This is a genomic window from Gardnerella vaginalis, assembly GCF_040427915.1.
GTDB classification, from domain to species: Bacteria; Actinomycetota; Actinomycetes; order Actinomycetales; family Bifidobacteriaceae; genus Bifidobacterium; species Bifidobacterium vaginale_C.
The window spans coordinates 1,510,918-1,531,265 of record NZ_JBETXJ010000002.1; the positions used below are offsets into that span (position 1 = coordinate 1,510,918).

General features: G+C 43.3%; 18 protein-coding genes and 3 tRNA genes. 3 read left to right on the plus strand and 18 right to left on the minus strand.

Annotation, left to right across the window (positions count from 1 at the left end; all coding sequences use genetic code 11):
* Window positions 1–501: 501 nt before the first annotated feature.
* From era to ABVC65_RS06095, 6 genes are all read right to left on the minus strand, one after another.
* Window positions 502–1,578, minus strand: coding sequence for a GTPase Era (gene era, locus ABVC65_RS06070; RefSeq protein ID WP_353582848.1), 1,077 nt, complete (start codon window positions 1,576–1,578; stop codon window positions 502–504).
* 18 nt (window positions 1,579–1,596) lie between these two features.
* On the minus strand, window positions 1,597–3,141 hold the full coding sequence (locus ABVC65_RS06075) for a hemolysin family protein (RefSeq protein ID WP_353582849.1): 1,545 nt from the start codon (window positions 3,139–3,141) through the stop codon (window positions 1,597–1,599).
* Window positions 3,131–3,658 carry an rRNA maturation RNase YbeY gene (ybeY, locus tag ABVC65_RS06080; RefSeq protein WP_004114866.1) on the minus strand — a complete coding sequence of 176 codons (528 nt, stop codon included), beginning with the start codon at window positions 3,656–3,658 and terminating at the stop codon, window positions 3,131–3,133. The genes ABVC65_RS06075 and ybeY overlap by 11 nt, the downstream gene beginning before the upstream one ends.
* A 2-nt stretch (window positions 3,659–3,660) precedes the next feature.
* Complete coding sequence (locus tag ABVC65_RS06085; protein WP_353582850.1) at window positions 3,661–4,923, minus strand: PhoH family protein; 1,263 nt, start codon at window positions 4,921–4,923, stop codon at window positions 3,661–3,663.
* Between the two features lie 3 nt (window positions 4,924–4,926).
* Complete coding sequence (locus tag ABVC65_RS06090; protein WP_353582851.1) at window positions 4,927–5,295, minus strand: histidine triad nucleotide-binding protein; 369 nt, start codon at window positions 5,293–5,295, stop codon at window positions 4,927–4,929.
* Window positions 5,296–5,407: 112 nt separating this feature from the next.
* On the minus strand, window positions 5,408–6,205 hold the full coding sequence (locus tag ABVC65_RS06095) for a 16S rRNA (uracil(1498)-N(3))-methyltransferase (RefSeq protein ID WP_353582852.1): 798 nt from the start codon (window positions 6,203–6,205) through the stop codon (window positions 5,408–5,410).
* A gap of 117 nt (window positions 6,206–6,322) precedes the next feature.
* On the opposite strand from ABVC65_RS06095, the gene ABVC65_RS06100 reads away from it, so the two are divergent.
* Window positions 6,323–7,486 (plus strand): succinate dehydrogenase/fumarate reductase iron-sulfur subunit, encoded by a 1,164-nt coding sequence (locus ABVC65_RS06100; protein ID WP_353582853.1) that lies wholly within the window; start codon window positions 6,323–6,325, stop codon window positions 7,484–7,486.
* Window positions 7,487–7,532: 46 nt separating this feature from the next.
* On the opposite strand, the gene ABVC65_RS06105 is transcribed toward ABVC65_RS06100, so the two are convergent.
* The 5 genes from ABVC65_RS06105 to ABVC65_RS06125 form a co-directional block, all read right to left on the minus strand.
* Window positions 7,533–8,393, minus strand: a complete 861-nt coding sequence (locus ABVC65_RS06105; protein ID WP_353582854.1) for a TIGR00730 family Rossman fold protein — start codon at window positions 8,391–8,393, stop codon at window positions 7,533–7,535.
* Between the two features lie 69 nt (window positions 8,394–8,462).
* Window positions 8,463–9,722 (minus strand): Na+/H+ antiporter NhaA, encoded by a 1,260-nt coding sequence (locus tag ABVC65_RS06110; protein ID WP_020761832.1) that lies wholly within the window; start codon window positions 9,720–9,722, stop codon window positions 8,463–8,465.
* 250 nt (window positions 9,723–9,972) lie between these two features.
* A tRNA-Ala gene (locus tag ABVC65_RS06115) sits at window positions 9,973–10,045 on the minus strand.
* A 129-nt stretch (window positions 10,046–10,174) separates the two neighbouring features.
* Entirely contained in the window at window positions 10,175–11,299 is a 1,125-nt protein-coding gene (locus ABVC65_RS06120) for a hypothetical protein (protein ID WP_353582855.1), read from the minus strand.
* A gap of 77 nt (window positions 11,300–11,376) precedes the next feature.
* Window positions 11,377–12,372: a DMT family transporter gene (locus tag ABVC65_RS06125; RefSeq protein WP_353582856.1), complete on the minus strand. Its 996-nt coding sequence runs from the start codon at window positions 12,370–12,372 to the stop codon at window positions 11,377–11,379.
* A 673-nt stretch (window positions 12,373–13,045) separates the two neighbouring features.
* On the opposite strand from ABVC65_RS06125, the gene ABVC65_RS06130 reads away from it, so the two are divergent.
* Entirely contained in the window at window positions 13,046–13,450 is a 405-nt protein-coding gene (locus ABVC65_RS06130) for a pyridoxamine 5'-phosphate oxidase family protein (RefSeq protein WP_004122888.1), read from the plus strand.
* Between the two features lie 175 nt (window positions 13,451–13,625).
* Here the strand turns inward: ABVC65_RS06130 and ABVC65_RS06135 are convergent, their stop codons facing one another.
* From ABVC65_RS06135 to ABVC65_RS06160, 6 genes are all read right to left on the minus strand, one after another.
* Window positions 13,626–14,075 carry a DUF3021 family protein gene (locus ABVC65_RS06135; protein WP_004122890.1) on the minus strand — a complete coding sequence of 150 codons (450 nt, stop codon included), beginning with the start codon at window positions 14,073–14,075 and terminating at the stop codon, window positions 13,626–13,628.
* Between the two features lie 89 nt (window positions 14,076–14,164).
* Window positions 14,165–14,686: a LytTR family DNA-binding domain-containing protein gene (locus ABVC65_RS06140; RefSeq protein ID WP_004123408.1), complete on the minus strand. Its 522-nt coding sequence runs from the start codon at window positions 14,684–14,686 to the stop codon at window positions 14,165–14,167.
* Between the two features lie 194 nt (window positions 14,687–14,880).
* Entirely contained in the window at window positions 14,881–15,702 is an 822-nt protein-coding gene (locus ABVC65_RS06145; protein ID WP_004122897.1) for a histidine phosphatase family protein, read from the minus strand.
* 9 nt (window positions 15,703–15,711) lie between these two features.
* Window positions 15,712–16,158: a ribosome silencing factor gene (gene rsfS / locus ABVC65_RS06150; RefSeq protein WP_004123407.1), complete on the minus strand. Its 447-nt coding sequence runs from the start codon at window positions 16,156–16,158 to the stop codon at window positions 15,712–15,714.
* Window positions 16,159–16,180: 22 nt separating this feature from the next.
* The gene (gene glmU / locus ABVC65_RS06155; protein ID WP_032812331.1) at window positions 16,181–17,590 is read right to left on the minus strand and encodes a bifunctional UDP-N-acetylglucosamine diphosphorylase/glucosamine-1-phosphate N-acetyltransferase GlmU; all 1,410 of its coding nucleotides are present in this window, start codon (window positions 17,588–17,590) and stop codon (window positions 16,181–16,183) included.
* 83 nt (window positions 17,591–17,673) lie between these two features.
* Window positions 17,674–17,746, minus strand: a tRNA-Arg gene (locus ABVC65_RS06160).
* A gap of 237 nt (window positions 17,747–17,983) precedes the next feature.
* On the opposite strand from ABVC65_RS06160, the gene ABVC65_RS06165 reads away from it, so the two are divergent.
* Window positions 17,984–18,057, plus strand: a tRNA-Leu gene (locus ABVC65_RS06165).
* A gap of 337 nt (window positions 18,058–18,394) precedes the next feature.
* On the opposite strand, the gene pyk is transcribed toward ABVC65_RS06165, so the two are convergent.
* Window positions 18,395–19,834, minus strand: coding sequence for a pyruvate kinase (gene pyk / locus ABVC65_RS06170; protein WP_353582857.1), 1,440 nt, complete (start codon window positions 19,832–19,834; stop codon window positions 18,395–18,397).
* Window positions 19,835–20,348: the final 514 nt, after the last annotated feature.

Genomic DNA, 20,348 nt, shown 5'->3' on the forward strand with positions numbered 1-20,348 from the left:
ACCTGCCTGAGCGCTTAGACCGCACTAACGATACGATTTGTTTTCCGAATTTTGTACGTGATTTGGGTCAAATTTGGTACAAAGTGCGGAAGTTTATGTAGTGCGTTTGTACCACGACACACCGTATTTTATGTACAAACGCACTACAAGTCTGCATAGGTTACATCAAGTAAGGTAGAGATTCGAGATTTTTCGCACTAAATGAGATGAACCTCAGCATCTTTGATGGTGATTCATCGAATGAAGAAGAAAAATCGAGAATCTCGGCGATGAAAACCACGAAAAAGTTTTAGATATTCAGAAGGTTTGATGTATTTCTATACGAGCAATAAAAGAGGAGCGTAGCGACGGGAGTTGCGAGGAGAGAAATACTCAAACCTCGCGCAACACCAAGTAAGAAATAATGCTCTATAACACGCGAGCGTAGAAACACCCAGCCCTCACACAACACCAACAAGGAGTTTCGTTCGCGCGGTCTAAGCGCGAATGCAGGTCGATTCGCTAGAACCCCAAGCGCTCAAGCTTCTTAGGGTCGCTCTGCCACCCCTTTGCAACCTTTACATGCAAATCGAGCACAGCTTTAGCGCCCGTAATACGATTCACAGCAGTACGCAAACGCTTCTTAACACGCACAAGATGCTCCGCACCGCGCCCAATAATAATCGGCTTTTGCGAATCTCGCTCAACATACACCGACACAATCACATGCGCTTTATTATCGTCATATTGCGCATCACCCCCATCGCCTGGGCGCACAATGTCATCTACAACAACCGCAAGCGAATGTGGCAACTCGTCGTCAAGCTCCTCAAGAAAAGCCCCACGAATCAGCTCCGCAATCATGCTTGAAGGGCTTTCCTCACTAAGCTGATCGTCTGGATACATCTTTGGACCTTCTGGAAGATTATCAATCAAAACCTTCTTCACTTCGTCAACATTGTCGCGTTCTAGCGCGCTAACTGGCACAATATCTGTAAAATCAGCAAACTGTTGAATCTCAATCAAATGAGACACCAACTCATCGCGGCTTATAGAATCAATTTTTGTGACGATTCCAATAAGCGGAACCTTCCACACCCAGTTTCCAGACGCGTCTTTTTTAGCAAAGTCGGAGCGAAGTCGGCTTAAGATTCTTCTATCTCCCGGCCCAATCTCCTGATCTGCTGGAAGCAAGAAAGCAATCGCATCCACATCTGCAAGAGACTCGTCTACAATATCGTTCAAACGCTGACCTAACAAAGTGCGCGGTCTGTGGATTCCTGGCGTATCAACTAACACCATTTGCGCGTTTGGAGTTGTTAAGATTCCGCGAATCGCCTTGCGCGTTGTCTCTGGTCGAGAAGACGCGATTGCGATTTGCGTTCCAATTAGCGCGTTCATAAGCGTTGATTTTCCAACGTTTGGTCTGCCTACTACCGCAACAAATCCCGATTTATAGCCGTTAAAATCGGGCGCTTCTACGCTAGCTTTTAGGGAAGGATCTAAATTAGCAAACATTTCGTCATTCATATCGTCCATATCGTCCATATCCTCCATATCCTCATTCATTTCATCATTCATTTCATCAATATCTTTCATATTATTCTTAATTCCACACTATTTATCGCCAGCAACTTGCGACGATCCACTGTCTTTGCCACTATCTTTATCGCCATTTTTTCCATCAGTCTTTCCATCGTTTTTCCCATCAGTCTTGCTATCACTCTTTCCGCCGCTCTTTCCACTATCGTCTTCTTCTTTGAGACCTTGAATATCTTTAAGCCCTTGAATATCTCGCTCAACAAGAATCGTGGAGACTTTCTTGCGCCGCCCAGCAGAATCAACAGCGGTTAGTTTAAGACCTCGCGTCACAGCACTAGACCCAACAATCGGCACGTTTCCAAGCAACTTGGTAAGCAACCCAAACACAGTGTCTACATCGTCTTCGTCTATATGAACTTCAAAAATATCTTCCAAATCGGCGATTGGCGTGCGCGCAGGCATTTTCCACACACCCTTACTCACCTCTTGCGGATCCGCGTGCTGAGTGCGGTCGTGCTCATCTTCTAGCTCTCCAACAATTTGCTCAATCGCGTCTTCAATCGTCACAAGCCCTGCAATTCCGCCATATTCGTCTACAACAACAGCAACATGCTGGCGGATTCGCTGCATTTCGTGGAATAAATCATCCACTGGCTTGGACTCTGGAACAAGCATTGGACTTCTACTAATCGTAGAAACCGCGCGCTCAGATGCTGCTGGATTAAACACGGTTGCGCGCACAGCATCCTTTAAATACGCGATTCCTTCCAAATCGTCAACCGACTCGCCAATTATAGGCACGCGAGAAAATCCAGATCTTGAGCACAATTTTAGGAAATTTTCCAGCGTTTCGTCGTTTTTAACGCAAATCATATCGGTTCGCGGAACCATGATTTCGCGCGTTAACGTGTCGGAAAGCGTAAGCACGTTGCGCATCATCTCTGAAACTTCTGGGTCAAAATCGTTTGCTTCCACAAGCCTATCGATACTCGCTTTAGCTTGGTCTAATTGAATATTCTCCAACTCTTCGTCGTCGGAAAGAGCAGCATTTTTCTTATGATTTTGGCTTTGATTTTGCGAATCTCCACGGCTTGCGATTTTTGCAAAAGGATTCATAAAAACAGCAATCGAAATTATTCTAGACAAGCGCATTAGCTTAAAAACTGGCTGAGCCGCTCCAACTGCTCTTGGCCGCACAAGAACAGAAACAATTGCAACAATCATTGCAACTATTAGCCCGATTAATAGCGTTAACCAAAGAGGCGCACCAAGAGTCGCCGCGATTGCAGAAAAAGCCACGCCGTCCAACACGTTACACACGATTCGCACAAATGCGCACGCTCCGCTCGTAGCATACCTATCTGCTATAAGCTTTTTTGCTCTGCGAATTCTAGCAAGCTTCCTCAAGCGAACGACTTGACTTTCGTTATCGTTCGTTTGCTCTTCAATCATAAGATTATTAAGACTAGACCTTGTGACTCTTGGCACAGCCCCTTCCGCCGCCGCCATTGCAAGCGAAAGCCACACAAGCAAAACTGCGACTATTGCAATCGCACACAAGCAAGCCCACATATGTGCAGGCAAATCGGGAATCGGCGGAATTGTAATGTTATTTAGCATGATTTTTCTCGTATTCTTCCAGCTCATTTACGGCACCAGCTGGCAAAGTGGCGTCGTAAAGCTCGCCAGATCTAGCCGCAAAGAACGTTAGCAAAAGCTGCCTTTGCAAGCCAAACATTTGCTTTTCTTCTTGAGGCGTAGTGTGATCGTATCCAAGTAAATGCAACATTCCGTGAATCGTGAGTAATAGCATCTCTTCCATTGTGCTATGCCCTGCCGCTGCTGCCTGTTGAGCCGCCACCCACGGGCAAATCACAAGGTCTCCAAGCATTCCTTCACTCACTTTGTCGTCGCTTCCAGGAGTCAGCTCGTCCATTGGAAAGCTCATAACGTCTGTAGGACCTTCTAAGTCCATCCACTTTTCGTGAAGACTAGCGATTGGCTCTGGATCCACAAAAGTAATTGACAAATCGGATTGAACGCTTACTCGCATTTGTTGCAAAACCCACATTCCAAGGTCGGAGAATATTTTTGGGTCGATTTGCCAAACGGTTTCGTTCATCACTTCAACACTCATGATTACTTGATATTCCTCTCAAGATTTTGCGATTCAAGACTTTGCGATTCTTCGGTTGCTGGCGATTCAAGACTTTTCCTATTTCTAGCCTTCTCGCGCCTAAAATCAGCCTCACGATTTTCCCACGCTTCATACGCTTCTACGATTCGCCCAACAAGCTCGGCCCTAACAACGTCTTGCGCATTTAAGTGAACAAACGCAATACTTTTAACGTCTTTCAGCACGTTCTCAATCGAAGCTAATCCAGATTTTGGAACCGCTAAATCAACTTGCGTTCTATCTCCTGTAATCACCATTGTGGTGTTAAATCCAAGACGCGTCAAAAACATCTTAAGCTGCTGAACAGTAGCATTTTGCGCTTCGTCTAAAATAACAAAAGCGTCATTAAGCGTGCGACCTCTCATGTATGCAAGCGGAGCCACTTCCACAACGTTCTCGTCCATGTATCGCTTAAGTTGCGGCGCTCCCAACATGTCGGAAAGCGCGTCGTAAAGCGGCCTTAAATATGGGTCTACTTTGTCGTTTAGCGTTCCAGGCAAGAATCCAAGATTTTCCCCAGCTTCTACAGCAGGGCGCGTCAACACTATTCTTCGCACTCGCCCATCTTCTAAAGCTCTAACAGCCTTAGCAACCGCTAAATACGTTTTTCCAGTACCAGCAGGCCCAATTCCAAACGTTACAGTATTTGATTCCATTGCTTGAATATAAGCTGTTTGACCCGCTGTTTTTGCGCGAACAGGATTTCCTCCTGCAAACGTTATAACACCTTTAGCCATTCGCGCTTTTCTGCTCATTGCACGCCTTTTAGCATCTTCACTAGATGGCATTAAATCGGCAGAATCGCGCGCAAAATCGCTTTCCATTGCGCCAGTTCCAAAGCCAGATTCAGCTCCAGTACCAAAAGACTTTAATCCGCTAAACGCTCCGCCTAAAACTCCGCCATTGTGCCCAATCCTATCGATTCGCACATTATGCTCGCTACCTTTAAGCACATCTCTTTCTAGCATGCGTTTTACAGCATAAGAATCAACAGGAGCTTCGTAAGCGCAATCAACTATTTTGCGCAACGCGTGTTCGGCTTTGCAAGCGTCTTCTTCACTTCTTGCGCTTCTAGATACGATTTTCACACAATCCGCGTGAACGGAAATATCTATGCTTGGAAAAGCCTTCTCCAACTCTCTTAAGTTTGAATCTGCTGCTCCCAAAACAGCAACTGGGCTTAATTCGCTTGGAATTTGAACAATACGCGTTGTACTATTTGCCACGATTTATAAACTACCTTCTTCAAGTTTTTCGCCTGTTAAAACATGAGCGTGAACATGGAACACGGTTTGACCAGCTCCCAAACCAGTGTTGAAAACAAGGCGATAATCGCCATTATAAAAGTTGTTTGCAATTTTTTGCGCAACGCATGCAATATGAGCCAAAACATCAGCATCATTTTGAGCAAGATCTGCAACATTCTTGTAATGATTGCGCGGAACAATCAAAACATGCACCTTGGCTTGCGGATTAATGTCTTTAAAAGCCACTACTTCATCGTCTTCATACACTTTGCTGCTTGGGATTTGCCCATCAATTATCTTGCAAAAAATGCAATCGTCGTCAGTTTTGTATGTTTTGCATGCTTTATCCATTATTTTGCCCACTTTTCAATAATTCTTATTGCAATTCTTGTTGCAATTCTTATTGCCGAACACCATTTACTATTTTACACAAAACACGCACAAAGCTTGCAAAGATTGCTTACTACTCATACCTGCCAAGTGCTCTAGAAAGCAACGATAAACATACTGGCCCTGCTGTAGATGCGCGTAAAATATTGCTTCCTAAAACGCAACTTTTAGCTCCAGCGTCTATAAAACTTTGCACTTCTTCTTCGCTAATTCCACCTTCTGGCCCCACAACTACATAAACAGTGCGCGTTTTGCCATCTTTTAAGCATTTTTCCGTTAAGTCGTTTACGTAGTTTTCGATTTGACTAAAAGAATCCGTTGCGTCTTGATGCAAAACAACTACAAGACTTCCATAAACGCATGCACGCCTACAAATCGCTAGAATCTGCTTACTTGTAACTGGCTCTAAAAGCTGCGGCATCCACGCTCTTCGCGATTGCTCCGTAGCAGCCTCAAGCACCTGATTCCATCTCTTATCTGTGCGCCCTGGCTTCCATTTTGAAATCGACCTATTTGCACACCAAGGAATTACTTCGTCTACACCAATTTGCGTAGCCATGTCTATTGCTTGCTCGTCGTGACCCGTTTTTGCGAGAGCCTGAATAAGCGCTAATCGGGTTGTTGGCGCTGGCTCTTTTATGAACGAATCTACTGTAACTAAGCCGTTTTCGCTGTCTGTAATCGTTGCGTGAATTCGCACTCCTTTGCCGTCCGAAAGGTCTAGCGAATCGCCATCCGAAAGTCGCATTGCGCTTATTGCGTGCCTTTTAACGTGTTGAGGCAAGCTAAGAGTCCACCCTTCTTCAATCCCGTTTGCAAGAACGGGCGCATCGTCTTTATTCGTATCCAGCAAAAACAAAGCATCTGTCATAATTTAAGCCTAACGTTAGGCGCAGCCAACATCTTTGCTACTTAAGTATTTCTACTCAAGTATTTCTGTGCAAGTATTATGGCAAACTAGAATTATACGAATTGGAGGTATGCGCAAATGGTTGACGATTTTAGACGCAACTTTGCGCATTCCATTAATCAAGATTGCACTACAAGCGGTGAAGCTTTTGTGACTTTTCGCGTATCTCGTTTTACGCCAAATGACGGTTCTTGCGATTCGTCGGTTACTTGCGACTCCGCGGTTGCTGGCGATTCAAGCACCGATTCAGCCACCAACCCAGCACCAATCGCCTCCACTAACTCCCCTGGTTTAGTTAGAAGGCACCGAGAAAGCCCTTTTGCAAAAAAGCGCAAAAGTAGCCCATTTTCAACGCAAAATTCTGGCGATTTACCAGCTAAACCATTAAGCGGAAAACATTGGATTCAAGATTATACGATTCGTGCGCGCAAAAATGACACGATTTTAGACTGCTTGCTTAAAATTAAGCGCACAATAGACCCCACTTTGGCATTTAGATACTCTTGCGGTCACGGCGTTTGTGGATCGGATGCTGCAAATGTAAACGGCATGCCCACTTTACTTTGCACAGCTACAATCGCCCAAAACGCTAGGCAAAATACGCAAACTCAAGGTGTTAGATCAAGCGGTTTTAGAAAAACTGGTAGCGTAAAGTCGCAAGCAACCGCAACAGCAACAACAAACGAAAATCACAATCCGCAAGTGAAATCTCAAGAAATGTCTTCTTTAATCCAAAATGGAAGCTTTGGCATTATTGAAATCGCACCACTTTCAGGCTTTGCTGTTCAAAGAGATCTTATTTGCGACCTTTCTACAATGATTGCTCAGCTTAAAAGAATGGAACCATATTTGCAAGCGCAAAACGTTCAAACAAGAAACAGCAGCGGAAAGCTTGCGATTATTGAGTTTTTGCAACACCCAGAGCAGCTTGCAAAGTTTGAGCTTTTAAGCAATTGCATAATGTGTGGAGTGTGTGAAGGAATTTGCCCAGTTTATGCAGGCGGAGAAGCGTTTATTGGACCTGCAGCGCTTATAAATGCTGCGCGATTTATTAACGATTCAAGAGATAACGCCACTAATCGAAGATTAGATTTGGCGGATTCTAGCGACGGCATAAGCGCGTGCCAATCCGTGCGCGCGTGCTCTAGGCAGTGTCCGCGCGGAATCGACGTTGGAGAAGAAATTTGGCAACTTACAACGCTTATAAATGAGCGAAAAATAAGCCAAAATAAGCAAGGATAAGATAAGACTAGCCACAACTATCTAAGATTAGATAAGACAGCTAAGACTAGTTAATAAACTTATCTCCGCTAGCGATTCGCACAGCTTCTATAGGATCGTCTGTAATCGCAAGCAAACTAGGGTCAAAAGACGATATAAGTCCTCTTTCTTTAACCGTAGTTTCAATCCAATTCATAAGACCCTTCCAATATTCGCTGCCAAAAAGCACTACAGGAATTTTAGAAACCTTATGCGTTTGAACAAGCGTAAGCGACTCAAAAAGTTCGTCCATTGTGCCAAAACCGCCTGGGCACACAATAATTCCTGAAGAATATTTTAGGAACATTGTTTTGCGAACAAAAAAGTAGCGGAATTGCATACCGAGATTCACCCATTGGTTTAAGCCCTGCTCGTGAGGCAATTCGATTCCAAGCCCCACGCTTGTTCCTCCAGCTTCTGCAGCTCCGCGATTTGCCGCTTCCATAATTCCAGGACCGCCGCCCGTAATCACCGCAAAACCGCGTTTTACAAGCTCTTTGCCCATTATGCGAGCGCTATTGTATTCTGGCTCATCTGGCTTTATGCGAGCAGAACCAAACACGCTAACAGCTAATCCAAGTTTTGCTAAAGCGTCGAAGCCATCAATAAATTCGGCTTGTATTCTAAGAACTCGCCAAGGGTCAAGTCCTTGCCACGCGTGATTATCTTGCAAATCGCCGTTAGGTAAATCGTGTTGCAACAGCGTTTCCGTTGTGCTTTCCTTAGGAATCATTGGACCGCGCATCATTACGGCGCCGCTGTAATAAGTGTCTTTCCAAGGTGAGTTCTGTTCGCTTTGCGCGCGCAAGTCGCAAGAATTATCTGGATTATCTGGTTTACCAGAATTACCTAAATTATCAGAATTACCTAAATTATTATTAGAAACCATAAGTCACCTTTAGAACTTTCTAGTCACTTTCTAGTCATCTTGTAATCGCGTTAAATAAACGCATTAAAGTCACTCTTCAATATCGTCTAATTCTTCTTCCATATGATTCGATTGCTTTGCAAGCATAAATCCCGAAACAGCAGCCGCAATAATAGACGCCACTAGTACGCCGAATCGTGCCTCGCCCGAAAGATCCGCGTCGCTATAAGAAAGCGAAGCTATTAACAAAGACACAGTAAAGCCAATTCCGCACGCGCATGCTGTAGGAAAAAGATCGCGAACGCGCAAATCGTCTGGAACGCGCAAGCCCATAACTTTCTTAGCAATCCAAGCAGTAATCATAATTCCAAGAGGCTTTCCAACAACTAGCGCAATCGTAATCGCAATTAATATTGGAGACAAGAACAGCTGCCAAGTCAAAGTTTCAAAATGAACTCCAGTTGCGAAAAGCGCAAAAATAGGCAACGCAAACAGAGAAGACAAAGGCTGAATTTTCTGGCGATACCTTTCAGCTCTAAGCGACTTTTCGCCGTGAACAAGATGCGCAGGAGTTAGCAAACCAACCATTACGCCTGCAAGAGTAGGGTGAACGCCGGCCTGATACATCATAACCCACGCAAGCAATCCAACAAGAGCCACAACTGGCCATGGAACGCGCTTTAATCGCACAAGCATAGTCCACACTAATCCGCATAAAACAACGCCTACAAACCAATACCATGCGTTAAGCGAAGAGAAGAATAATGCGATTAATGCGATTCCAAGAAGATCGTCAACTGTAGCCAGAGTCATTAAAAATGCGCGCAATGCTTTAGGAAGCGTTTTAGCAAAAAGCGCAAGAACCGCCAAGGAGAATGCTATATCTGTTGCCGTAGGAATAGCCCAGCCAGCGCGAACCATGTCTAAAGACGGAAGCGCTCCAGAAGTAAGTCGCATAATCTCTTGACCAGCGTGCAACTCCGAGAATATTGTAACAGTTCCAGCAAAAAGAATAGGAGGAACAATCATGCCACCAACCGCGCAAATCATTGGCATTGCTGCCGCGCGAGGGTCTCTAAGCGATCCTGCAATAAGCTCGTGCTTTAAGTCTAAACCAACTGTAAGGAAGAAAATAGTTAGCACGCCGTCTTGAACCCAGTGGCTAATCGACATGTGAATATTTGTGTATGGAATTCCGATTTGCGTGTGGGAAACAGCTTCAAAAATCGGCGACGTAAATGGCAAATTTGCAAGCATTAACCCAGCTAAAGCAAATCCGAGCATAATCAACCCAGACGTACGCTCATTATTGGCTATTTTGCATACTGTTTTCCAAGAGCGGCTTAGCATTATGTAAATCTTCCCTCCGATTTTCTATCTTTTATTTTCTATTTTCTATCTTTGACTTTTGACTTTTGACTTTTGACTTTTGACTTTTAGTTTTTAATTTCGACTTCTTACTTTCGACTTTTGTTTAACAATTTACGGCATATAAATTTTATGCGATAAAGTTTATGCACCTAGGACTTATAAGTATATAGGATACGTATCGAAATATAACAAAAAACGCCACCTCGCTTAGAAGTGACGTTTCAAATCGTGGAGCTAGGGGGATTCGAACCCCCGACCCCCTCCATGCCATGGAGATGCGCTACCAGCTGCGCCATAGCCCCGTTTTTAATTGTGCGGCTCAAACGAACCTTTGATAGAATACAACAGATTTTGCTACCAACCAAACTCGGCGTGTCGTAAGCTCCTCAATTTTTTTTGTAAAAATATGGATTTATTGCCACATAAAGCTATTACTCGCCACTACCCGATGATTGTTGCGATCCAGATTCTCCCTGCTGTACGGAAGTACCACCATCCGCACCATTAGGTGAAGAATAAGAAGGAGATGAAGGAGACGAAGCCGATCCAGAATCTGTGTTTTGTGAAGAATCGCCTTTCGATCCGCTAGATTTTGAGTCAGATCCAGAATTGTTTAATCCATCCGCACCCTTTGAATCACCGCTATTCGAAGAGTTTTTATCATCTAAAGAGTTTCCTTCATGATTATTCTCATCTTTTTTATCAGACGGTTTTTTATCCGAACTATTCTCATCATTCTTATTGTCTTCACTAGATTTGGAATAGTTGCCTGAATCCTGATTCTGGTTTTGAATACGATTATTCTCACTATTTTCAGGAGCCTGATTTCCCCTATTAGTCTGATTATTATTTTGCACAGGGTTCTGCGGTAAATTGTTTAAATTATCAGTGCCTTTTCCTTGCGTAAACAGCAGAACCATGCCAGCAGTAATAATCACCGCAGCAAGGGCGCTAAGAACAGCAACTAAAATAGTAAGTCGTTTGTACCTTGACTCATTATCTACGTAACTTTTCTGCTTTGCATAGTCATAATCACCATTGTTGCCTAATCTACGCTTTGCGTCGGTTAAGGTAAGCAGAGAATCCGAATCCCCTTCCGAAAGCGAATTATCTTCTTCTTTCATCTTTCTTAATGAAGACAATTCCATGATGCTTGTGTTATCGACGCTATTATTAGGATTTTGCTCAGAGGCAGTAGCCATAACTTTTCTAACTGTTTTTATTCTGCGAGGTTCGTTCGCTTCATGAACCTCATATTCTTCTGGCATATCATCCTCTAATGCAATAAACCGCGCATTATTTACAACTTTAGTGTCATCATCTGCATAATGGCTTGAAACTGACTTTAATGCAGAAGAAGACTGGATCTTTTTTGAAGACGCGTGAATAACATTTTGATAAAGTTGTGATGCTACAGCAGACACAATCGAACCTATTGCAACACCAATTACTGATCCTGCTATACCGATCTTTGACGATAGAAGGAATGCTGTAACAGCTGCTAAGGAACCAGCCAGCACTTGCGTAAACGATATTCCTTTGAAGAAGTTCTTCACAAGTACCACCTTACAAAATTATTATTTACTACTATTCAAATTGACAATTATTGACAACTATTTAAATTGACAACTATTTAAATTGTAGATGCTGCTGCAGATGCAACTTTAGACTCTGTTCCAGAAATTTTCTGCTTATTTTTGATTTTTAAAAGCTCAATATGCTCTGCCAAACTTGCAAGCAAAATCGCAGCAAAAATCAATGCAAAGCCAATAAAAGCAACGCTTGTTACGCGCTCATTGTAAAGAATGCTAGAGAATAGCAATGTAAACAAGCATTCTGTGCACATAATCACGGAAGCGTTAGCTGTTGAAAGATAAATCAGAGTATAGTTTTGAATAATTTGCGCAAGAACAGTTACTATCACTATAAGATAGAACATGTTCGTAATAGTTATCCAATTATCTTCGGCATTGAAGTTAGGCAAAGGCTCACTTATTGCAGCTCCGCACAAAAATAGAACTCCAGAAACACTAAACTGACCGAATGTTAAAGCAACGGGATTGTATTGCCTAGAATAATACGCTAAGTATGTTAAGTTAAACGCAAAAACAGCCGCGCAGATAAGAGTTAAAACGTCTCCGTGAGAAAGTGTAAGAACAAGAGATCCTGGCTTTAATGCAACGAATCCAACACCTACAACGCATGTTAGAGCCGCAATAATTCCTAAAAGCGTTGGCTTTTTTCTAATAATTATCCAAGCAGAAAATGGCGCTATAACACAGTATGCGGCTGTAAGAAATGCGCTTCTACCTGGATCAATCCACCTTAATCCTTCTGTTTGCGTAACTAAAGATGCGTAGTATGTAACGCCTGTTAAAAGCGAAGGAATTATCAGCTTTTTAGTAAAATTTTTGCGGATTGTTTTAAAGAAGACTACGCCCATTATTATGCACGCTCCAAGCATGCGAACTCCCATAAGCCATTGAGGTGGGAATACCTCTAGAGCGTATTTAGATGAGACGTAGCTTCCGCCCCAAATTGCGGCGCATAGAAGCAACATGATTCGCGCGAAGTTTACGTTAATTCGATTGTTCTGCCTCGGTTGAACCGCGCTATTTATTTCACTCATGTCACTCCCCTCATTTTCTTGCAAATCACAAGTCTATAACATTAAATTTTTCTTTAAGTCAGCTAAATTGCTTTATAAACTTTATAGAATAGCCACAAAAACAAGAAAAGTACAACCCATCGGCGTTCCTTCGGAAAATTTCCTAATTGACAACTGAATTGATTGTACACACTGCGACTTTACCTTAATATTTACAATTCATGATTTACAACCAAAAATTTACCAACACACAATTTATCATGATTTATGTAGTGCGTTTGCTCTACGCACGCCCGAGTTTGTTTCTCTTTTCCCGCGTTTGTTCCCATATCAACCCATTTGGTAAACAAAAGCAAGAACTCTTTCCCGCGTTTGTTCCCAACTTTGGCATTTCGGTAAACAAAAGCAGGAACACTTTCCCGCGTTTGTTCCCAACTTTGGCATTTCGGTAAACAAAAGCAAGAGCAACGACCTGCCTTTTCGCTTAAAGCGTAGCGCGCGAGCGATTTACCGACTTTGTAGCTCTAACGATATTCGGCAATTAGTGATTTAAGTCACAAGTTTAGGCATTTTTGCAAAAACACATCGAATTTTAAGCCTTTATATGCACGATTGCGCGTAATCTTGAAAGTGATTTAAACATAATCGCATGATTGCGCGATTGCACAATAATCAGTTGAAGAAAGGACTCAACATGGCAGCTCTTAGTGAAGATATGAAGACTTTTATCGAGAACAATTTGGCTTGGATTGCAACGATTAGCAAAGATGGCGAGCTTGATCTTGGACCAAAAATGTCAATGTTTGTACTCGACGACAATCACCTTGCCTATCATGAGCGCACTGCAGGTCAGCATTTTAAGAACTTGCAAGACGGCAGCCAGCTTGTTGTTGCCGTTGCAAATTTGGCTGAAAAGAAGGGATATCGCTTCCGCGGAACCGTTACTCTTCACACAGATGACGCGATTTACGAAGAGCAGGTGCGCGTTGCAGAAGAAAAAGGCACGAAGAAGCCTGCTGCTGTTCCTGTTATGGAGATTACTGAGATTCAGGATTTGACTTCTGGAGCTAATGCTGGAAAGACAATTGCTAAAGATTAATCAAAATACTAATTTTTAGCAAAAATCTAACAAAACGCCGAATTTTTAGGTCTCTAATACGAGGCATACAATAGCGAGTGGCGTTCGTCCTCAATGGCGAAGATGAACACCACTCAATTTTTACTTTATAATTTTTTATTTGATGATTTTATTTGATTATTTGATTGTCACTAATTTACTTGCTTTCTTTACGCAATGCTTGCAATCTAGAGTTCATTTCTTCCGCTTTCTTCTTCTCGAAGTAATAGATTATTCCAGCAATTGCAATCGGGAAAATAACAGTGAATGCAATCCATCCGCAAATAACCGCTGGCTCATCTTTGAATGAAATCCATCCAACAATCACAGACACAATAAATTGAATAGCAATTGGTGGAACTAGCGCAAAAACAAACTTTGCAAGATTTGACATACGTTCATTCGACCAAAAAATAGCGAACACTCCATAGCCTATGCCTATAACAAACGCTGCTACAGCATAAGATGCGATTCTGTTTCCAACCGCGCTATGCGCTAACAGGCTTGAAATAAAAGACATTACTGTAAAAATAGTGCATCCTATGCCAATGCCATTAACAATGTTTTTTACCATTGTTTTACCTAATGTTGTAACTTGCTTTTCCATAATAATCGCTTCCTTTTTAAGTATTAAAATCTAGTAATAAATAATTAGTATTAAAATTTTGATAGTTTTATATTTAACTACGCTTAAAATTACATTCCTAAGCGCTTTTTGAACCCAGCTAAGCATCTGCGACTAATCCACTCAACGCTTCCGTCGTCCATTTTTACGCTCATACTTCCGCCGAATCCTGGATCGACTCGAACAATGCGATTCAAGTTCACGATTGCGGATTTAGATATGCGCACAAACGACGCGAATTGCGGATTGTCGAAATCCATTAAGCGCTTGTAAGACACGCACTCGCCTTTATCACTGTGAATGATTACGCGCGAATTTTCTACGCAAATCATAATCACATCTGGCTCGTGCATAACAATAATCGAATCGTTAATATAACCGTATATGAATGAATTATTGTTGCTATTTGCCGCATTCGCAGTACTATTTTCGACAATCTCAGTATTATTTTCAGCGTTGCTTGCTTTTGCAGACTTAGAATCAACGCTTTGCAACTGAGCTATAAGACGCTTAATATCATCGTCAATATTGTGAATTGACAACTGCGCGGACTGCTCCTCTTCTGGCGGAACAATAGCAATCGTTACTTTCATCAGTCCTCCTTTCCATATTGCTACCGTTAGCGTTTACTAGCTTCTGCTAACTTTTCTTAGCATTTGCTAGCTTTTTGTTTTGTAATTTTGACTATACGGCACTGTAAATAGTCTGTCTCTACAAAATCGCTAAACGGTAGCTTTCGAGGATTAAGCGGCGAAAAGCGGCAAAAATGGAAAGATGACGCAGCTCCCTACGCAGCTCCCCAAATGCGAATAAGACGCTGACTTGTAGGGTCGGCTGCAGGACCTTGATCGTAAGCATCCAAACGCCAATGAATCGAGCCATCTGAGTTTTGGCTTGGAATTAAGCGCGCCCAACGACCGTTTCCCATTCCGCCAATCGTCTTATAAGAAGGATCTACCTTGTCTAATCCAAGAAGCTTATGAACAGTTTGAGAAAGACAAGATCCGTGTGAAAATACTAGTAAATCGCGGTCTGAGCCAGTTTTGCGCGCCCAATCCTCAACAGCTTTCGCCGCGCGATCGCCAACTTCTTGCTTAGTTTCTGCACCGTGGTTGAGTTCCCCACCTTTGCCATCAACCCATGACTTAAAATCTTCAGGCCATTTTTCGCTAATTTGCTGGCGATTAAGCCCTTCCCACTCGCCAAAAAAGCGCTCGCGCACGTCATCTTCAACATGCACATTAAGCCCAATCTTATCCGCAAAAGCGTGAGCTGTCTGTTGTGCACGAATAAGCGGCGAAACAATAGCAACAAAACTCGCGTCAGCCTCTTCTGGAGTAATGCGAACGTGCTCTTCGCTATTTGGATTCTTTGGGTCTTCTAAGTCGGAAGCTCCAAAAAGAACGCGCAAAGCTTTGCCAGAGCGAGTCACCTGGTCTATTCCAGACTCATCTAAAGCAATATCAATCATGCCTTGAAGTCTAAATTGAGCATTATAAGGCGTCTGACCATGGCGAACAAGCATTACAGAACGCGCAATACCTTCGTGAGAGCTGTTTTTATTGGCATTATGCGCGATTTGCGTTGCGCTTTCAACAAAATCAACCATTATCTTGCACTACCTTTCAGACTCTTGATCGCCATTTTGCGCATCATAGCCATAATCGTCATCATCACTATGCGCATCGTTTTCGCTATGCTCTGGAAGTTGCAAATCAATTGCAGGACAATCATTCCACAAACGCTCAAGGCGATAAAACTCGCGCGCTTCCTCGTGCATAATATGAATCACAAAGTCGCCAAAATCAAGCAAAACCCACTGTGCTAGTTCTAAACCTTCTCGAGATATTGGCTTGCGTTTGTTGTCTTTTAAGTACAAGTCTTTTTCGATTTCTTCACTAACAGCTAAAACTTGACGCTCGTTAGATGCAGAAACAATCAGCATGGCGTCTGTAATTCCAAGCAGATTACTAACGTCAAAAGCTTGGCAATTAGTGGCTTTTAACCTATCGGCTGCAGCCGCAGCAATCCTAATCGCGTTAACAGAGCTTTCTAAAGCCGCCATATGTTTCTCCTTAACTATCGAACTAGCGCTCCCAAGCTGGCTTCCAGCCTTCTACAACGTGCTGCGTATTTTCCGAATACACCATGGAATCCGCTGGAACATCGTGACGCACAACAGAGCCTGCACCCGTTGTAACCCCATCTCCAACAGTAACTGGAGCTACAAACAGGTTTCCTGCGCCAACATGCGCGTTAGAGCCAATAGTCGTATGGTTTTTATGCACGCCATCGTAGTTTGCTGTAATCGTGCCACCACCAATATTCGTGTGCTCTCCCAAATCAGCGTCGCCCATATAGCTCAAATGCGGAACCTTAGTACCGTTTCCAATATGCGCTTTCTTCATCTCCACAAACGCGCCAGCTTTGCTCTCCTCACCAAGCACATTTCCTGGTCGCAAGTACGTCCACGGACCAATATTTGCAGCGCGGCAAATATGCGATTCTTGCACACGCGAGCGCTCCACAACAGCGTCTTCATCCACTTGCGCATCAATAAGCGTTGTATAAGGACCAACTACAGCACCGCTTTTAACAATCGTGTGACCTTGCAAGAAGCACCCTGGAAGAACAGTAACGTCTTCCTGCAAAACAACATCGTCTTCAATCCACGTGTTTTCTGGGTCTAGAATTGTTACGCCTTCAAGCATCCACTTTTCGCAAACGCGCTTGTTGTATGCTTTTGCAAGCGCAGCTAACTGAACGCGCGTATTCACGCCTTCTACACTCAACGAATCTGCTGCCGCCATTGCTCCAACTCGTCCCATTGTGCGAGCGTGCTCTAACGCATCTGTTAAGTAGAATTCGCCTTGAGCGTTCTTTGAATTAAGGTTAGATATTGCGTCTGTAAGCACTTCCGCATCGAACACGTACACAGACGTATTAACTTCCTTAATCGCAAGCTCTTCTGCATTGGCATCTTTGTGTTCTACAATTCGCAAAACATCACCATTTGCTTCTCGCACAATTCGCCCGTAGCCAGTGGCGTCGTCTAAAACAGCGGTTAAAACAGTTGCTACATTGCCTTGATTATTGTGAAAATCTATTAATGATTGCAATGTTTGCGTGTCTAAAAGTGGTATATCGCTTGCTGCGATTAACACAGCCCCTTTAAGCGCATTACCGCATTCTTGTTTTGAAGCTTCATTAAGATCTCGCATTGCGCATTGCACAGCCCTGCCATTTCCAGGCTTATCATCCTGGTTCACAATCCGCACGGCATTGTTGTAGCTTTGCGCAGCTGCCGACACTCGTTGCGCTTGAGCGTGCACTACAACAGCAAGCTCCTTAGGATTTACGCCTGCCATTGCGTTCATTACGCGATTTAGGAATGTTTTTCCAGCAAACTTATGCAATACCTTCGGCGTTGTTGAACGCATGCGCGTTCCTTCACCTGCTGCAAGAATTATTGATGCTGCTATATTATGGTTTTCCACTACACTATGATTTTCCACAAGTGCTCCTTATTTTTCATAATACGTGACAAACATTTTTCACATAACACAAGAGCAAAGCAAAGTGCCCCCGACGCGATTCGAACGCGCAACCAACGGATTAGAAGGCCGTTGCTCTATCCATTGAGCTACAGAGGCGCAAGTTGCAATTATACCAAAATTCTTACATCAACACACCCAGTCTTAAATAATTTGCAAATTAATATTTCTGTTTTGATTCTGTTTTGATTTATATTTATTTATTTTGATTTTACTTTGGGTTTTTGCGCTCGGTTACTTGCGACTTTTCCATGCGCGCAACACGCGGTATATTTGATTACTCTACAAAATGTGGTATAGTCATCAAGTCGCGTTAAAACGCGGATAATTTAAGATGCCCCTGTATCCCAATTGGTAGAGGAAACAGCCTCAAAATCTGTGCAGTGTGAGTTCGAGTCTCACCGGGGGCACGTGCACAACGCCGCTTACATTCTAAGCGGCGTTTTTGTTATCTTCATTCCTGCGTTTGTTCCCTCGTTCGCTCAAATGGATATTTGTTATCTTCTCTCTCACGCGATTTTGCACAACACACAAACAACACACCAAACGACACACCTAATCCTCGTAGCGCTTTTCATTCCCGCATTTGTTCCCTTTTTGGCTCAAATGGTAAACAAACGCGGGAATCGACAACTTCGAACTTAAATCGTAACGTGAGAAATCACAAGATTCGCACTAAACAAAAACGCGCACCCCAAAAGGATGCGCGTTCAAGAAACTAACGATCAGCTAGCAATTAGCTATCGATTAGTCGCAAGCACCAACGGTGTGAACGTAAATGGAGTCGGTACGACCGGCCTGGCGCTCACCCTGAGCAGTGCTCAAAACAACAATCTTGTCGCCGTCAGCAACCTTACCAGCTTCACGAAGAACCTTGTCGGTGAAGATCATAAGATCGTGACGATTCATATCGTGGTAATCCTCGCTAATCAAGAAGCCTTCAGCGCCCCAGCTCAAAGCCAACCAGTGATAAGTGTGCTCATTGTTGGTAAAGCCATAGATTGGAGCAGCTGGGCGTTCACGAGAAATACGATGAACGGTACGACCAGTTTGAGTGTAAGCAACAATCGCCTTAGCGTTAAGCTTGTCTGCCAAGTCTACAGCTGCAGAAGAAACTGCACCCGTGCTAGACATGTCAAGTTCCACGGCTGGAATGCGATCATAACCGTTATCAGTAGCGTACTGAGAAATACGGGACATGGTCTGAACGGTAACTGCTGGATACTTGCCAACTGCAGTCTCGTTAGAGGTCATAGTTGCATCGGCGCCGTCAAGAACAGCGTTAGCGCAGTCAGAAGCCTCTGCACGAGTTGGAACTGGAGAGTTAACCATAGATCCAAGAACTTCGGTAGCAACGATTACTGGCTTTGCGTATTGGCGAGAAAGCTCAATGCAGCGCTTGGTAACGAGTGGAACCTGCTCAAGTGGCATCTCCACTGCCATATCTCCACGAGCAACCATAATGCCATCGAAGGTCTTAACAATCTCTTCCAAGTTTGCAACAGCCTGTGGCTTCTCAATCTTTGCAACGATTGGAATGCGGCGGCCTTCTTCGTCCATGATTTCGTGAGCGCGATCAATATCGGTAGCAAAACGCACGAACGACATTGCAATAATGTCTGCACCCGTGCGAATAGCCCAACGAAGATCAGACTCATCCTTTTCAGTCAATGCTGGAAGAGACACTGCAACGCCTGGAAGGTTAATGCCCTTGTGGCTAGAAACTGGGCCAGCAACAACAACCTTAGTGTGTACGTCGTTGCCTTCTACCTTGGTAACCTCAAGACGAACCTTGCCATCATCAATCAAAATTGGATCGCCTGCGTGGCAATCTCCTGGCAAACCCTTGAAGGTTGTGGAAGTGCGATGCTCATCACCCTCAATATCGTCTGTGGTGATAACGAACTCTTGACCTTCTTCCAAATAAACCTTGTCTTCGCCGTCAGCGTTCTTCTTGAACCAGCCGCAACGAATCTTTGGACCCTGCAAATCAACAAGAGCAGCAACATTACGACCAGTGGTCTTTGAAGCTTCGCGCACATTGTTGTAAACGCGCAAATGATCTTCAGGAGTGCCATGCGAACGGTTTAAGCGAGCAACATCCATGCCAGCTTCAACAAGCTTGGTAATGCCCTCTAACGATTCGGTAGCTGGTCCAATAGTATCAACAATTTTGGCTTTTCTCATAATGCCTGCCTGTTTCCTTGTTTGTTTATTTTTAAATGGGAAAATACCCACTTTCCGAGTAATAGTGTACCAGCAAATTGTGACCTATAGATAAAACTCGCGACTATTTATTTATCGTGTCTATTTATTAGCCACACTTATCACTTAGCAACACTCATTTATTAAAATTTATTTAAACACGATTGACTTGCGACTAAACACGATTAGCTTTCTCAATCATTTTCTTTCAGCGCAATCTTTCAGCGCAAGTTCTAAAGCTTATCCGTGTAATCAGCCTTTGTCATATTTTGGGCTTTTTGGACTATACCTTAGCGCATATCACATTATTATATATATTTTGGTGTATTCAATCACATTATTATACATATTTTACTGTTTTTATCACATAATTATAGGCATTGCGTAATGCTCAGCATAAAATAGACTAGCGTAGATTCTACTAATCTGGATTATGCAACATTTCAAATGCTCACATTCTTTTGACTTTTACGATGCTCTTTCAACATTCACACTA